This window comes from Gemmiger formicilis (assembly GCF_024462815.1).
GTDB lineage: Bacteria > Bacillota > Clostridia > Oscillospirales > Ruminococcaceae > Gemmiger.
In genome coordinates this window covers 19,701-34,278 of sequence record NZ_JANGCG010000001.1, presented here as the reverse complement: position 1 = coordinate 34,278, position 14,578 = coordinate 19,701, and the positions used below count along the sequence as shown (strand labels likewise).

The window sequence follows — 14,578 nt, the reverse complement described above, 5'->3', positions numbered from 1 at the left end:
AAAAGTACAAAAATCCCGCTGACCGGATGCAACCCGGTCAGCGGGATTTATTTTGTCTGGTTATTCTGCCGCAGCGGCGTCCCCTGCATCCCCTGCGTTTTCCGCAGGCTCAGGGGTGGGTTCGGGTTCCGGGGTCGGGGCGGCCTCCTCCGGCGCAAAGTAGGCGCGGATATCACCGTTTGACTGCTGGGTGGAAATGTCCAGCACGCCGCGGTCACTGTCCGCAAGCCCCTTTTCGGGGTCTGCCAGCGCCGCTGCGGCCAGCCGCAGCTTGTAGGGCAGATTGGTCTCACTGCCCAGCCGCACCACCACACGGTTCTGGTAGGTGAACTCAATATCGCTCAAATCCTGTACGTCCAGCGCCGTGGTGCCGTCAAACAGGCCGTTTGCCTGCAGATTTTCCATCAGCTCGGTCAGGGTATCGGCGGCGGAGGCCTGCAGGCCCGCGGTCTCGGCGGTGGCCTGCTCTGCCCCCAGCAAGGAGTTGTAGCTCTTGGGGGTGATGTGTGCGCCCACCGCAGGCGTGAAGTCGTCCGGCAAGGCGATGTTCAGCAGCGTAAGGCCATCCGGCTGGCTTGCATCGGTGCGCAGGATTTTGAGGGAATCGCTCAGTACCATCCAGCCGCCGGAATACGCACAGGCAAACCGTTCCTGCGCGGGCTGCACCTTGATGATGACGGTGGCGGGCAGCTGAATATCCACCTCCACCTGTTCCAGATACGGGAACTGCTGGGCCAGCTGCTGCGTTTTCTCGGCAGTGGAGAAGCCGAACAGGTTGGAGTTTGCCTCCACGCCCAGCGCGGTCAGCAGCTCCTCCTCCGTGTAAATGCCGGTGTCTGCAGGGGTGGTGCGGTCCATATTTTCCACCCGGAAAATTGTGACCTTGAACAGCAGGTTGACCGACACAAACGCGCCGACCGCCAGCACCGCCAGCACGCCCAGAATCCCGAGTGCGCGGCGGCGGTTGCGGCGGCGGATGATTTCCGCCTGGGTGACACGGCGCTGCTTTTGGGGCGCGCCGGGGCGGTAACCGGGCTTCTGCGGGTTAATCTGCTGGCTGGGGCGCGGCGGGCGCTGGGCGTTCTGCCTTGGCCGCGCCGCCTGCTGCCGTGCCGTGGGCTGCTCTGGGGCGGGTGCGCCGCGCTTTTCCAGCCCGATACGGCTGCCAAGGCCGCGCCGTGGGCCTTGTGCAGGGGAGCCGTTCGCGGATTTCTGCCTGCGGCTGCGCTGGTTGTTGTCCATGCGGGGAACGGCTCCTTTCTTTCCATTTGCAGCCAGCTTACTGCTGCATCAGTTCCATCAATTTTTCGGTAATCAAGTCAAGACTGTGCGGGTTGCCCAGCGTTTTGGCGTTGGCGCCCATCTCTGCCAGCTTGCCGGGGGTGTTCAGCAGGCTCTCGACCGTCTGCACCAGCCCCTCGCCAGTCAGGTTCTTTTCCTCTATCACAACGGCGGCTCCGGCCTTTTCCAGCTCCAGCGCGTTAAAATACTGGTGGTTCTCCGCCACATTCGGGCTGGGAATCAGCACTGCGGCGCGGCCCACCGCTTCAATTTCGGCCAGCGTCAGCGCGCCGGAGCGTGCAATGACCAGATCCGCCGCGGCCAGCAGCTGCGGCATATTGTTAATATACTCCGTCACCACAAGGTTTTCGCCGGGGGCAAAGCCCTTCTCTTTTTCCAGCGATTCAAACAGCTTGACGCCGCGGCTGCCAGTGGCGTGCAGATGCAGCACCTGCTGATGGGTGTTGTGCTCCCACGCGCAGAGGTCAGCCACCACCTGATTGATGCGGTCCGCACCCAGACTGCCGCCGAAGCTGAGAATCACCGTGCGCTCCCCTGCGTTCAGCTTGGCGCGGGCGGCGGCGCGGTCAGCGGTCAGCACCTCGGGGCGGACAGGGTTGCCCACCACGGTGGTCTTTTCCGGCGCACCGAGCTTTTCCACCGCGTCTGCGCTGGCGGCCAGGACGATGTTGACCTCCTTGGCCAGCAGCTTGTTCGTCACGCCGGGGAAGGCGTTCTGCTCATGGATGGCCGTCTTGATGCCGCGGCGGGCGGCGGCGCGGACGATGGGCCCGCTGACATAACCGCCGCAGCCGATGACCAGATCCGGCTGCACCTCATTCAGAATTTTCTTGGTGCGCGGGCCGGACAGCGCCAAATGCCAGACAGCCACGATATTGCGGCCGATGTTTTCCAGATTGATTTTGCGTTGGAAGCCGTTAATTTCGATGTGGTGGAATGGGTAGCCCGCCTTGGTGACAAGGCCATATTCCATACCCTCGCGCCGGCCCGCAAAGTGTATTTCCGCTGTGGGGTCGGCGGCCTTCAGCGCACCGGCAATCGCCAGCGCGGGATTGATGTGACCGGCTGTGCCGCCGGCAGCAATAAGAACACGCATTGATAACCCTCCCGAGTGAAGTTCCGTGCAAATATCATTTACTCTGTCCGCTTGCGGTAGCGGGTGCGCTGCAGCAGGCGGTCGGTTTCGGCCTGATGCTGCTCCGCCAGGCGCGCCTCCCGGGCATTACCTGCGCGGGATATGCTCAACAGTATGCCCATCTCGCCCAGCAGCATCAAAAGACTTGTGCCGCCGTAGGAGAAAAACGGCAGACTGATGCCGGTATTGGGCAACAGCGCCGTGCCGACGCCGATGTTCAGAAACACCTGCCACGCCACCTGCGAGATAATGCCGATGCCCAACAGGGTACCGTACAAATCCGGCGCACGCAGCGCAATAAAGACGCCCTGCACCACCAGCGCCGCAAATAGCGCGATAAGGGCAATCGCCCCCACAAAGCCGAGCTCCTCGCCCACAACGGAAAAGACGAAGTCATTTTCCGCGTAAGGCAGCCACTGGTGCTTCTGCACGCTGTTGCCGATGCCCACACCGAACAGCCCGCCGGTGCAGATGGCGTAGATGCTCTGGCGGGTCTGCCACTGCATACCCGCGGTGTTTGTGGGCGTCAGGCCCCAGACGCCGCCCAGACGGCCCGCGGCGTAGCCCTCGCCGGTGGCAAGATGTTTCAGAAAGGCAAGGATGCCCGCCACACCCGCCGCGCCCAGTGCAGGCCACCAGCGCATGGCCGAGCCGCTGCAAATCAGCATTGTGGCAAAAATGCCCATCATCAGCATCATGGCGGAGTAGTGCGGTTCCTTCCAGAGCAGAAGCATAATAGGAATCAGCGGCAGCAGCGGTAAGCCAAAGCCATAGCGGAGGGTCTTTTTCTTGTCATGATAGCGGTCCAGAATGTCCGCCGTGCAGAGCATAACCGCAAATTTGGCCAGCTCCGACGGCTGGACGGATACCGCGCCGCCCGCAAAATAGACCCAGCGGTAGGTGCCGTTGGTATCCTCCGGGCTTAGCAGGGCCGCAATCAGCAGCACCAGCGTGATGATATAAAAGCTCTCGTTCATATAGCGCAGGGCGCGGTAGTTGATGTTGGACACCAGCCACATAACGCCCAGCCCCACCACCGCAATGATGGTCTGCGGGCGGATGAAGTGGTAGACATCGCCGTAGTTTGTGTAGCCGTTGGAATAGCTGGCCGAAAACAGCATCACCAGCCCATAGCACATAATGACAATCAGCGTGGCCACAAACCCATGGGAAAGGTGGCCGCGCTCCATTTTAGGCAGGCGGATGACCGCCAGCATACGCAGAATATTGCCGATGGTATGGTCAAACAGGATACTGAGCAGACTTACTGCCATATTCATAAGCAGTCACCTCCCCCGACAGGGTAAGAACAAAATAAGAGCCGGGTGGGCCCGGCCCTGTAAATTATGCAACGCAGATGTACAGCATACCCATGGCCACGCCGATGGCGGCAATCAGGGCAAAGAAGGCGTCGATTTTGACTTCCTTCCAGCCGCGCATTTCAAAAGCGTGGTGGATGGGCGTCATACGGAAGATGCGCTTGCCGTGCGTGGCCTTGAAGTAGACACGCTGGATGACAACCGTCATAGCATCCCAGATGTACACAATGCCGAAGAACAGCACCAGCTCGGGGCGCTGCATCACAAAGGCCAGCGCCGTGACAATGCCGCCGAAGAACATACTGCCGGTATCGCCCATAAAGACCTTGGCCGGGTAGAAGTTCCAGACCAGGAAGCCCGCGCAGGCGCCCGCTGTAGCGGCGGCAATGAGCGAGACATGGACAAAGCCGAGCAGGCTGCCCGCCAGCAGATAGCCAATCATTGACACAAAGGTCACGCCGGTGCAAAGGCCGTCCAGACCGTCGGTCAGGTTGACCGCGTTGACCAAAAAGATGATGCCGAAGAAAGCGATGGGATAGTAGAGCAGCCCCATATCGACCGTGCCGAAAATCGGCAGCTGCACCACGGTGGTGAGCAGCCCCATGCTGTTCAAGCCGAACATAAAGCCGAAGGTCAGGGCAATCTGCAGAATCATCTTCTGCGCCTCGGTCAGGCCCAGATTGCGGTGCTTGAACACCTTGATGAAATCATCCAGAAAGCCAATCAGGCCGGAGCCGAAAGCCAGAAACAGCACCAGCAGCCCCGCCTGCAGCTGGGGCAGGCCCAGCACCTCCGGCAGGCTGGCGTGGAATATGGCCCACACAATGCCAAGGGTGGCCACAATGCCCAGAATAAAGCAGAGGCCGCCCATCGTGGGGGTGCCGTTTTTCTTGTTATGCCAGGTGGGGCCCTCCTCGCGGATGGTCTGGCCAAAGTGCAGACGGTGCAGCACCGGGATGAGTAGCTTGCCTGCCACCGCGGTGATGGCAAAGCCACCGACAGCTGCCGCCGCCAGTAGAGATGAGATTTGCTCCATGCAGTGATTCCTCCAAATCTAGGGGTCAGCTTACCCCTGCGGCAATTCCTTGTAGAAATCCTGCAGCAGCTGCTCCAGGCCCATTGCGTGGCTGGCCTTGGCCAGAACCGCATCGCCGGGGCGCACGAATTGCCGTAGATATTGTAGCACTTCTTCCGCCGTTTGGCAATGCACAGTTGTAACACCGCGCTCCCTTGCGGCCTGTGCCATGGCTTCGCTGCGGGGGCCGTAGGCAATCACTACCTCCACGCCTGCGTCTGCGGCCCACTCGCCGGTATGGCGGTGGCCATCCTCGCTGGCATCGCCGAGCTCCAGCATATCCCCCAGCAGCGCAATCTTGCGGGCGTTGGGCAGTGCCTTCAGCACAGAAAGCGCAGCCTTCATGCTGTCGGGGCTGGCGTTGTAGCAGTCCTCCACAAAGGTAACGCCGCCCTTTTCCACAATATGCTGGCGCATACCGGTTGTCTGGTAGGTGGCCAGCGCGGCGGCGCAGCGGGCAGCATCCAGCCCCAGCCGAGTGGCAGCAGCGTAGGCTGCCAGCGCGTCATACACGGTGTGCACGCCCGCGGTGGGGATGAATGCGTTGAAGGTGCCGTATGCCTTATCCACAATTTTGAACGTTGTGCCGTCCGTTCCAGTGGTGATGTCCGTGGCACGGACATCGACATTCTCAGCGTCGATGCCGAACCACACGGCCTGCAGGCGGGCCGGGACCTGTGCGGTGGGCAGCAGGTCATTGTCCGCGTTCAGTACCAGCGGTGCACTGTCCGGCAGGCCCACGCAAATTTCCATCTTTGCCTTCAGTATATTCTCCCGCGTGCCGAGATTTTCCAGATGGGAGACGCCAATCATCGTGATGATACCCGCCGAGGGCCGCGTGCAGCGGGTCAGGCGCTCAATCTCCCCCGCGTGGTCCATGCCCATCTCGACAACAGCGTACTCAGTATCGTTGTCCAGACGGAACAGCGTGTTGGGCACGCCGATGTCATTGTTCTGGTTGCCCTCGGTTTTCAGCGTATTGCCGAAGGCGGACAGCACGGCATAGCAGAACTCCTTGGTGGTGGTCTTGCCCACACTGCCGGTAACACCAATCATCTTGGGGTTGAACAGCATCCGATAGTTGGACGCCATACGAATCATTGCCCGGGCGCTGTCCGGCACAAGCACGGTGCGCTCCGCGGGGACGCCGTCCACCGGGTGGTTGGCAATGATATATTCCGCGCCGTTTTTATACGCAGCGGCGGCAAAGGTATGGCCATCCACACGCTCACCGGGGAAGCAGACGAACACGCAGCCAGGCGCGACCTTGCGGCTGTCCGTCACAACCGACTGGATGGGAACGGGTTCGGCCAGCGTCAGCCCGGCCAGCAGCTCATTGGCAGGAATCTTTTGCATGAATGGGAACCTCCTTGGGATTGAAAATCAGACTCTCTATATAGAAAAAGGAATTGTCTCAGCTTACCCTGCCTCGTTGGCCGGGTCAATCGTGCCGTCATCCTGCACGGGCTCTGCTGCGGCGGTATCCTCGCCGCTGTCCGTGGTTAGTGTAATGACGGTGCCATAGGCGGCGGTACCGCCCGCCGTAACGCTCTGGGCCACCACCTTGCCCTCGCTGCTGCCGCTGAACTGCACGTTCAGGTTGGCAGCCTTGAGCATCTGCTCGGCGAAGGTGCCGGTCTTGCCCTCCACATCGGGCACGGTGGTCATTGCATTCTGGTCGGTGGCCGTGTAGAGATAGACCGTGGAGCCCGCGGGAATCTCGCTGCCGCCAACAGGGTACTGGTAAACAATCGTACCGCTGCTGGGGCCAATCAGCTTGTGCTTAAGGCCCTGACGGTTCAGTGTGACCTGCGCATTGGTCCAGGTGTAGTTCAGGCAGGTCTGTACCTTGACGCTGCCGGTGGGGTTGTAGTCCGGGTTCTGCTCGATGCCCAGATAGGGCGCAATCTCGCTGATGATGTTGCCGACCACCGGAGCTACAACCTGACTGGCGTAGTCCTTGACCCAGCGCGGGTCATCCAGCAGGACAAAAACCTCGATTTCGGGATCGTCAATCGGCAGGACGGCGGCAAAGCTCATCATCTTATAATAGTCGCCGTCACCGCGCAGATGGCGGTCGGTGCGCTCGGCCGTGCCGGACTTGCCGCCGATGCGGTAGCCCGCCACATAGGCGTTGATGCAGGAGTGGTAGTCCCCTTCTCCGTAGACGTTGTTCTCCATCATTGAGAGCAGCTGACGGCTGACATCCTCGGAGATAACCTGACGGCGGATGTTCGTCTCGGTCTTGCTGACCTCGTTGCCGTCTTTATCGGTGATGGAACCCACCACGTAGGGGGTGACCAGATAGCCGCCGTTGGCAATGGCCGCCACGGCAGTGGCCATCTGCATCGGCGTGATGGACTCGTTCTGGCCGAAGGCTGCCGTATAGAGGTTTGTATCGACCTCCGCCATCTGCTCGGCGTTGTAGACGCTTGTCCAGCGGGTCTCATTGGGCAGGTCGATGCCGGTGGGCTGGGTGAAGCCGAACGCCTGAATATAGTCGTAGAAGATCTGCGGCTTCAGTGTTTCGGCCGCCTGAATGAACCAGAGGTTGCAGCTGTGGTTCAGCGCGCCCGCCATGTCCTGTTCATAGTGGACCTCACCGTTGGCGCAGCGGTAGGTATGCTCCCACAGTTCGCTGCCCTCATTGACGGTCAGGCTGCCGCCGCAGTAGAAGGTCTGGCTCGTGCTCATGATGCCGGAGTCCAGTCCTGCAGATGCGGTGATAAGCTTGAATACGGAGCCGGGCATATACAGCTCGGTGATGTTCTTATTCTTCCACTGTGCCTCGCGCATCATACCCTGCAGCTGGGTGTACTCGCTGGCGACCTCGTTGCCGTCCTCATCTACAGTCTTTTCGCGGCTGATTTTTCCATCCGCCACAATGGACGCCACAGCCTTCTCGCCAAGGCGGCCCTCGAGCCAGTCAATATCGTCGGCGTCGATTTCCTCCTTATCCAGAATGTCGGTCATTTTGGTGTCGGTGATTTTATAGGGGTCATTGGGGTCAAACTGTTCAACCGAGGCCATAGCCAGAATGGCACCGGTCTTGACGTTCATCACAATGGCGCTTCCGCGGCCGTGCACCGTGAAGGTGTTCATAGCCTCGGCCAGATACTCCTCCACAACGGCCTGCACGTTTTCGTCAATCGTCAGGTTCAGGTCATTGCCGTCAATAGCCTCATGGACATCGGCCTGCCCTGCGGCCAGCGTGTTGCCGTAGACATCCGTCTCCGCCACACTGCGGCCCGGCGTGCCGGCCAGCGTCTCATCGTAGTATTTTTCCAGTCCGTAGGCACCCGCGCCGTCACTGTTGCAAAATCCCAGCACCGAGGCCAGGAACTCGCCGTAGGGGTAGCTGCGGGTTGTGGCCTGCTCGGTCGAAAGGTAAAGAATCCGTTTGCCGGTCTTTGCGCCGTCCTCGGGCGCCATGCGGTAGGTGTCGGCGTAGTCCAGTATCGCGTCCGCCACGGGCTTTTCCACGCCCTTGGCCAGCATACGGTACTGGTACGGCTCACCGCTGTCATTTTTGGCGGTCAGCACGGCATAGATGCTGTCGGCGGTGGCGTCACCGCCCAGCACACCGGCGATATACTCTGCCGCCGTGCGCAGCTGGTCATCCGTTGCCTCGCTTTTTGCGATGGAGGACGGGTCGGCAACAATATTCCATACCGTGTTGCTCTTGGCCAGCAGCTTGCCGTTGGCGCTGTAGATGGAGCCGCGCAGTGCGGGCATGGTGGTGTCCTTCAGCTGCTGGGTCACAGCCTCGGTGCGGTAAAGCTCAGCATCGCGCAGCTGCAGGGCGTACAGCTGGTAGACAAGCAGACCGAAAAAGACAATGATAAACACAGCCACACAGAACAGTGTGCGGGTAATCATACCGCTGTCGGCGCGGGTGCGGCGGCGTGGCGGATTGGGTTGGTTGGTTTGTGGCATGAATTTTCCTCTGGTATTTCAAAAAGCCTTTTTACCGTCGGCGGGGACACCGCGCAGCAAAAAGGCTCATAGCTGCCTATTTTTTACGGATTCAGCCCGTCCAGAAGGCTTAGGGCGGCGGTGCGCACGCTGTCCAGCAGACGGCCCGCCTTGTTGGTGCTCTTTTCAATGACGCTCTGGTCCTCCAGCTGCACATAGGTAATCTGGCTGGGGTCCAGCTTTACAAGGCCCAGCTGCCCCTCGGCTACCTCCTGCAGGCTGGCGCGGCTGGTGATGTCGCTCATCTTGGTGCTCAGGTAGTCATATTCGCTCTGGGCGGCGGCCAGTTCGGTATTGATGCTGTTAATCTGGCCGTTCAGCTCCACCAGCTTGGCGTGGCTGTACAGCACGCTGATAATCAGCCCCGCCACAGTGGCGACGGCCATCACGTGCAGCAGCGTGCGCGCAAAGCGGCGGGCGCGGTTCAGCCCGCGGTTTCCTCCGCGCACAACACGTACCTCGGGCCGCGGCGGGTCCAGCCTGGGCGCCGCCGCACCGCTGTGCAGCAAAACAGTTGTCATAGTTGTTGCCTCTTATACTTTCTCCAAAACTCTCAGCTTGGCGCTGCGGCTGCGGCGGTTGGCCTCCAGCTCTGCGGCGTCGGCTTCAATAGGCTTGCGGGTGATGAGCTTGGCCTTGGCCACGCCCCCGCAGGTGCAGATGGGCTGCTCCGGCGGGCAGGTGCAGCGCTGTGCCCAGCGGCGGAATTTGTTCTTGACGAGACGGTCCTCCAGACTGTGGAAGGTGATGACGCAGAGCCGTCCGCCTGGGGCCAGACAATCAAAGATTGCGTCCAGACCCTCGTTCAGGGCATCCAGCTCGGAGTTGACCGCAATGCGGATGGCCTGGAAGGTGCGGCGGGCCGGGTTCTTGGCCTTGCGGCGCTCGGCAGGCGGCACGGCGGCAGCCACAATCTCGGCCAGCTGCAGCGTGGTGGTGATGGGCTTTTCCTGACGGGCGGCCACGATTTTGCCCGCAATCTGCCACGCGTAGGGCTCCTCGCCGTAGTCGCGCAGGATGCGGGTCAGCTCCTCGCGGTCGAGCGTGTTGACCAGGTCCGCGGCGGTGGGGCCCTGCTGGCTCATGCGCATATCCAGCGGCGCATCGGCATGGTAGGAAAAGCCGCGGGCCGCATCGTCCAGCTGGTGGCTGGACACGCCGAGATCCAACAGGGCTCCGTTCACCGCCGGGATGCCCAGCTCCGAGAGGACACGTGCCGCCTCTCGGAAATTGACCTGAACCACCTGCGCGGGCAGACCCTTGAGCCTTTCGGTGGCGACTGCCACCGCATCCGGGTCCTGATCCAGCGAAATCAGGCGTCCTGTGGTCAGACGTTTTGCAATTTCTCTGCTGTGGCCTGCGCCGCCCGCCGTGCCATCCAGATAGATGCCGGTGGGGTCAATGTTCAGCCCGTCCAAACAAGGCTGCAGCAGTACGGGAATATGTGAAAATTCCATGTGTTATCGTCCTATATCGTTAAAAGTCCAGATTTTCCATCTCTGCGGTGAAGTCCTCATCGCTGGTTTCCTGGCTGGCGTTCCATGCCTCGGTGTTCCAGATTTCCGCAAAGCTGCGGCTGCCGATGATGGTTACATCGTGGTCAAGACCCGCGTACTCCCGCAGCTTGGCGGGCAGCTGGATGCGGCCCTGCTTGTCCGGCGTGACCTCCACCGCGGAGGCATAGAGCATACGGCTGACCTTGCGGCCCTTGACAAGGCCCTTTTCCTCAATTTTGGCGGCAACCTTTTCAAACTCCTCGGCCGGGAAGGCGGCGAGACAGTGGTCCAGCCAGCGGGTGACGATGAAGGTCTCCCCCATCGCATCGCGGAAGCGGGCGGGAAAATTCAGACGTCCCTTGGCGTCGATTGCGTAATCGTACTGGCCTACGAGCATCTGTCTTTCCCTCCCTTCGTCAGGTTGCACAAAGTTGCGACTTAGTTTTTTACGTGTCTGCGTCCAGTTTGTTGATAACTCTGTGGAGAACGTGGAAAACTACCCACTCTTCACCACTTTTGTTGTTATTCTCACCACAATTACCCACCGTGGTAAAATAATAGTACCATTTTCTTTTGCAAAAAGCAAGGGCGAGAGCGTAAAAACTGCGCCGCAAATGGATTTTTCACAGATTGTACAAAGCCGGGCGGCCCAGGGCAGGCGGTTTGCATCAAATGCGCATGGGTAAAGTTTTAATTTACGCAAAAGAAAAATCGCCGTATCGTTTTTCACGATACAGCGATTTATTTTGTGCTTATTTGTCTTTTTTATGGGAATTGTGCCGTGAATAACAACCTTGCAGGCAAAATTCTGCCCGCCGCAGGGCTTTATTTCTGGCCGCGGTTCGGGCGGGCGGCACTGCGCAGATTCATACGGGTATTTTTAATATCCGCCACGCTGCGGGCCAGCACCTCCTCGGAATTTTTGAGGATACCCTCACAGTAGACCGTGGCATTGCGGCTCAGCTCCTTGGCCTGCGACTGGGCGGCGGTCAGAATCTCCACCGCACGCTGCTGGCTGCGCTTGACGATTTCCTGCTCACTTGTCAGGGTGCGGGCGCGCTCCTCGGCCTGCTGAATGATATTTTCCGACTCAATGCGGGCGTTTTTCATAATCTGCTCGCGGTCATTGACAATTTTCTTGCTCTCGCGGACCTCATCTGGCAGATTGTTGCGCACCTCATCAATGATGTCCCGCATACGGTCCACATCGACCATGCGCTTGGAGGGCGAGAATGGCACCGCAGTGCCCGCCTCCAGCGTTTCCTCCATCAGTTCCAGCAATTCTTCAACGTTCATGCCTCTTCCCCTCTCTCATAGCGGCTGACCTTGATTTTGCCGTAGTTGTATTGCTTCACCAGCGTCAGGGCGCCGGCCTGCTCAGGCAGTTCGGCCTCGCGCTCTGTCTCGCAGAGCACCACGCCGCCCGGGGCCATTTTGGCCGCCAGCAGCGGCAGCACCGCCGCCACGGTATCATGGTGGAACGGCGGGTCCAGCAGAGCCAGATCAAACGGCCCGCGGATGTTGGCCAGAAAGCTCTCGGCCTCGCCCTGGCGGATATCGCTCTGGCGGTCCACCCCCGCCGTCTTGCAGTTGGCCTTCACGATGGCCAGAGCCTCGGCGGAGTGGTCAACGAAGAGGCAGCTTTTTGCACCGCGGGACAGCGCCTCGATGCCCAGCTGGCCACTGCCCGCGAACAAATCCAGCACCCGGGCTCCGGGCACAAGAAACTGTACGCTGGAGAACATGGCCTCCTTCACGCGGTTGATGGTCGGGCGGGTGATATCCTCCCCCGGGAGGGCCTGCAGATTTTTGCCGCGGGCTGTACCGGCGATGACGCGCATATGCCGCACCTCTTTCCTTTCCAAATTCACTTGATACAGATTCAGTATTTATTATGCGGCCTACCGCAAGGATTGTCAAGGGTGCAAAATGTAAAATAAAATGGCAAAATTGTAACAGAGACCAGAAAACTCCGCCCTGCGGGCTTGACAAATCCCCCTGCGGACAGGTATAATAGACACTGTTATGCGGCTGTCGTACAACGGCTAGTACATCAGCCTTCCAAGCTGAGGACGTGGGTTCGACTCCCATCAGCCGCTCCAAAAACGCTGGCGCAGATTCGTAGGAATCTGCGCCAGCGTTTTTATTATTTGTATTTGCGGCCGGAAAGCACCCATAAGCGGGGTTTCTCACATCTTCACAAGCTCTGCCTTCATAGCCTTCAGCTCTTTTTCAAGGCGGTCCTTGGTCTTGTTGTAGTCCTGATAGGCCTGCAGCTCATCCTCGACGGTGGGGTCCTCGGCGGTGAGGTAGCCGCTGTTCATCGACGCTGTGTAGCTGAATTTTTTCAGCGTACCGCCAAAATCAATGACCATAAACTGCCCCTCGACAGGCTGGACCGTACCCGCGCCGAACATCTTATGGGTGATTTTGCAGCCGGTCAAGTCGGGCAGCTGCGCGGGGTTGGCCAGCAGCTCCTGCAGCTCCTGCTCGGCTTCGCCGATGCAGGCGCAGAGCTCGGCACGGGTCGCCTTCTCCTGCACAGCCTTGGCGCGCTCTTTCGTGGTGGCCGTGCGGGCGTAGCCCTTCGGGTAGAGCTGCTCGGTGTAGGCCGTGTGCAGGATGTCATACACCAGCAGATGGTTGGCATCATCCACGCCGCCCAGCTCCTGCCCCACATACGCCTTGTGCAGCGCCAGCAGCTCCGGGTAGGCCTCCAGCGCGGCCAGCAGGTCATTGCACATCGTGTAGTAGCGGGGCAGGTTCAGCGCCGCACCGCCGCCGAAATCGGCCTCATAGTCAAAATAGTCCGCCCATGCCTTGGCCTCGGCGGCGTTATAGAAGTAGTTTTCGCGGGGGCTCCACAGGTTCAGCAGATACGCCGCATGGGCCGCATTCATCGTATATTTGGTCATACGCGGAAAAACGCGGCGGAACCGGCCGTTAATCTGGTCTGCAAAGAGCTCCACGCGGCCGCGGCGCTTGGAAATATCGCCGTCATCCGCCTTGAACAGCCATCGGAAGCACTCCCGTACCAGCTCAATCTCGGTACCACGCAGCATCAGGTTCTGCATCCCGCCGATGGGCTGCAGAACCGGGTTGTCCAGCGCCAGCCTGGCCTGCTGCGTAGCATCGGCAAACATCGCCGGGAAGTCGCTGTCATCTATGTCCCAGTTTACGCCGAAGCAGTCCGCTGCGCGCCAGAAGGAGCCTTCCTCCGCCGCCGCACGGCTTTTGCAGTGCTGGATATATTGTACAAGAATCCCATTCAGATTTTCCGTATTCAAACCAATTCCTCCTTGCATAAGGGCAACACCGCATAATTCTAAGTGCCGATACGGCGAGCGAGAAGTGCAAGCTGCTAAGCAAAAAGCGCAGATAATACTGGATGTATTATCGAGCATTTTTGCAACGCAGATTGTGCTTCGCCGCCGCTGTAGCGGTGCTTAAGCCGTAAGGCGCGAATTGTGCGGTGTTGCCCAAGCCTTCCTATTATAAAAGAATGAACACAAGGCGTCAATCCGTAAAAACAACAAAATGCCCCCTTGCAAAAGGGGGCAAAATCTGTAAAAATGCCGTTTCCGGGAAGGCGGTTTACAGGCTTGAATAGCCGAAGCTGTTGACCAGCGCGTCAATCCGCTTGCCCTGCTTGCACCATGGGCAGCTGTGGGAATCGTAGGTCTCGTAATCGGGCAGGTCATGGGTGTCAAAGATGCTCGCCACCGGGTACCCGGCGCACTCCTTGACCGAGGCAAAGATGGACGCAATGCCCACAGGTTCGCCGCCGTAGTAGCGGATGGCCTCAATCGCGCCCTGCACCGTGAAGCCGGTGGTAACGGAAGCGGCCAGCACCAGCACGTGCTTGCCTGCAATCATCGGGGCGGTGTTCTCGCGGAAGAGCAGCTGGCTGCCGGTGGTGTGCTCCGGCGTGACAACGTAGATGGTCTGGTGGGCGTTCATATTCGTGTAGCCGGACTTCGTCAGCTCGCTGGCCATGCAGGCACCGATGACCTCCGTGCCGTCCAGACAGAGGATGGTGTCCACGATGGTGGTTGAATTGTACTCACGCACCAGCTCTGCGGCGGCGGCGCGGGCCTCCGACAGGCGGAACTTCGTCAGCGTGACATCAATATAATAGTTGATATGGCTGTGGCTGGTGGCATAGTGCCCCTTGCTGACGCGCAGCTGCAGATTGGGTTTGCCGGTGGGCAGTTTGACAAGATTCATCGCCATAGTGAAATCCTCCCTTTAACTTTTTATAGGTATATTGTACAAA

General features: G+C 59.7%; 14 protein-coding genes and 1 tRNA gene. 2 read left to right on the top strand and 13 right to left on the bottom strand.

Annotated features, from left to right (window positions below; all coding sequences use genetic code 11):
• Positions 1 to 60 precede the first annotated feature (60 nt).
• The 9 genes from NE623_RS00155 to mraZ form a co-directional block, all read right to left on the bottom strand.
• A complete protein-coding gene (locus NE623_RS00155) occupies positions 61 to 1,242 on the bottom strand; it encodes a cell division protein FtsQ/DivIB (RefSeq protein ID WP_256271204.1) in 1,182 nt (393 codons plus the stop codon).
• A gap of 37 nt (positions 1,243 to 1,279) precedes the next feature.
• Positions 1,280 to 2,398 (bottom strand): undecaprenyldiphospho-muramoylpentapeptide beta-N-acetylglucosaminyltransferase, encoded by a 1,119-nt coding sequence (gene murG / locus NE623_RS00150; RefSeq protein ID WP_256271205.1) that lies wholly within the window; start codon positions 2,396 to 2,398, stop codon positions 1,280 to 1,282.
• Positions 2,399 to 2,436: 38 nt separating this feature from the next.
• A complete protein-coding gene (locus tag NE623_RS00145) occupies positions 2,437 to 3,717 on the bottom strand; it encodes an FtsW/RodA/SpoVE family cell cycle protein (protein ID WP_256271206.1) in 1,281 nt (426 codons plus the stop codon).
• A 64-nt stretch (positions 3,718 to 3,781) separates the two neighbouring features.
• Positions 3,782 to 4,792, bottom strand: a complete 1,011-nt coding sequence (gene mraY / locus NE623_RS00140; protein ID WP_256271207.1) for a phospho-N-acetylmuramoyl-pentapeptide-transferase — start codon at positions 4,790 to 4,792, stop codon at positions 3,782 to 3,784.
• Between the two features lie 30 nt (positions 4,793 to 4,822).
• Positions 4,823 to 6,187 (bottom strand): UDP-N-acetylmuramoyl-tripeptide--D-alanyl-D-alanine ligase, encoded by a 1,365-nt coding sequence (locus NE623_RS00135; protein WP_256271208.1) that lies wholly within the window; start codon positions 6,185 to 6,187, stop codon positions 4,823 to 4,825.
• 63 nt (positions 6,188 to 6,250) lie between these two features.
• Complete coding sequence (locus NE623_RS00130; RefSeq protein WP_256271209.1) at positions 6,251 to 8,767, bottom strand: penicillin-binding transpeptidase domain-containing protein; 2,517 nt, start codon at positions 8,765 to 8,767, stop codon at positions 6,251 to 6,253.
• Positions 8,768 to 8,850: 83 nt separating this feature from the next.
• Positions 8,851 to 9,327 carry a hypothetical protein gene (locus NE623_RS00125; RefSeq protein ID WP_256271210.1) on the bottom strand — a complete coding sequence of 159 codons (477 nt, stop codon included), beginning with the start codon at positions 9,325 to 9,327 and terminating at the stop codon, positions 8,851 to 8,853.
• 12 nt (positions 9,328 to 9,339) lie between these two features.
• The gene (gene rsmH / locus NE623_RS00120; protein WP_256271211.1) at positions 9,340 to 10,263 is read right to left on the bottom strand and encodes a 16S rRNA (cytosine(1402)-N(4))-methyltransferase RsmH; all 924 of its coding nucleotides are present in this window, start codon (positions 10,261 to 10,263) and stop codon (positions 9,340 to 9,342) included.
• 19 nt (positions 10,264 to 10,282) lie between these two features.
• Positions 10,283 to 10,699 (bottom strand): division/cell wall cluster transcriptional repressor MraZ, encoded by a 417-nt coding sequence (mraZ, locus tag NE623_RS00115; RefSeq protein WP_215692529.1) that lies wholly within the window; start codon positions 10,697 to 10,699, stop codon positions 10,283 to 10,285.
• A gap of 91 nt (positions 10,700 to 10,790) precedes the next feature.
• Here mraZ and NE623_RS00110 point away from each other — a divergent pair, with 91 nt between their 5' ends.
• The gene (locus NE623_RS00110) at positions 10,791 to 10,988 is read left to right on the top strand and encodes a hypothetical protein (RefSeq protein ID WP_256271212.1); all 198 of its coding nucleotides are present in this window, start codon (positions 10,791 to 10,793) and stop codon (positions 10,986 to 10,988) included.
• Between the two features lie 139 nt (positions 10,989 to 11,127).
• Here NE623_RS00110 and NE623_RS00105 read toward each other — a convergent pair whose 3' ends face one another.
• Positions 11,128 to 11,598, bottom strand: a complete 471-nt coding sequence (locus NE623_RS00105) for an HrpE/YscL family type III secretion apparatus protein (protein WP_256271213.1) — start codon at positions 11,596 to 11,598, stop codon at positions 11,128 to 11,130.
• Positions 11,595 to 12,173, bottom strand: a complete 579-nt coding sequence (rsmD, locus tag NE623_RS00100; protein ID WP_370866654.1) for a 16S rRNA (guanine(966)-N(2))-methyltransferase RsmD — start codon at positions 12,171 to 12,173, stop codon at positions 11,595 to 11,597. The genes NE623_RS00105 and rsmD overlap by 4 nt, the downstream gene beginning before the upstream one ends.
• Before the next feature lie 156 nt (positions 12,174 to 12,329).
• Here rsmD and NE623_RS00095 point away from each other — a divergent pair.
• Positions 12,330 to 12,404, top strand: a tRNA-Gly gene (locus NE623_RS00095).
• Between the two features lie 87 nt (positions 12,405 to 12,491).
• Here the strand turns inward: NE623_RS00095 and NE623_RS00090 are convergent.
• Positions 12,492 to 13,589 carry a hypothetical protein gene (locus tag NE623_RS00090; protein ID WP_256271214.1) on the bottom strand — a complete coding sequence of 366 codons (1,098 nt, stop codon included), beginning with the start codon at positions 13,587 to 13,589 and terminating at the stop codon, positions 12,492 to 12,494.
• 307 nt (positions 13,590 to 13,896) lie between these two features.
• Positions 13,897 to 14,535, bottom strand: coding sequence for an orotate phosphoribosyltransferase (locus NE623_RS00085; RefSeq protein ID WP_256271215.1), 639 nt, complete (start codon positions 14,533 to 14,535; stop codon positions 13,897 to 13,899).
• Positions 14,536 to 14,578 lie beyond the last annotated feature (43 nt).

Bases quoted from the DNA above. Each gene is read 5' to 3' on its own strand.
- murG (WP_256271205.1), bottom strand. From the start codon at position 2,398: ATGCGTGTTCTTATTGCTGCCGGCGGCACAGCCGGTCACATCAATCCC.
- NE623_RS00155 (WP_256271204.1), bottom strand. From the start codon at position 1,242: ATGGACAACAACCAGCGCAGCCGCAGGCAGAAATCCGCGAACGGCTCC.
- NE623_RS00135 (WP_256271208.1), bottom strand. From the start codon at position 6,187: ATGCAAAAGATTCCTGCCAATGAGCTGCTGGCCGGGCTGACGCTGGCC.
- rsmH (WP_256271211.1), bottom strand. From the start codon at position 10,263: ATGGAATTTTCACATATTCCCGTACTGCTGCAGCCTTGTTTGGACGGG.
- NE623_RS00105 (WP_256271213.1), bottom strand. From the start codon at position 11,598: ATGAACGTTGAAGAATTGCTGGAACTGATGGAGGAAACGCTGGAGGCG.
- NE623_RS00125 (WP_256271210.1), bottom strand. From the start codon at position 9,327: ATGACAACTGTTTTGCTGCACAGCGGTGCGGCGGCGCCCAGGCTGGAC.
- NE623_RS00130 (WP_256271209.1), bottom strand. From the start codon at position 8,767: ATGCCACAAACCAACCAACCCAATCCGCCACGCCGCCGCACCCGCGCC.
- mraZ (WP_215692529.1), bottom strand. From the start codon at position 10,699: ATGCTCGTAGGCCAGTACGATTACGCAATCGACGCCAAGGGACGTCTG.
- mraY (WP_256271207.1), bottom strand. From the start codon at position 4,792: ATGGAGCAAATCTCATCTCTACTGGCGGCGGCAGCTGTCGGTGGCTTT.
- NE623_RS00085 (WP_256271215.1), bottom strand. From the start codon at position 14,535: ATGGCGATGAATCTTGTCAAACTGCCCACCGGCAAACCCAATCTGCAG.
- NE623_RS00145 (WP_256271206.1), bottom strand. From the start codon at position 3,717: ATGAATATGGCAGTAAGTCTGCTCAGTATCCTGTTTGACCATACCATC.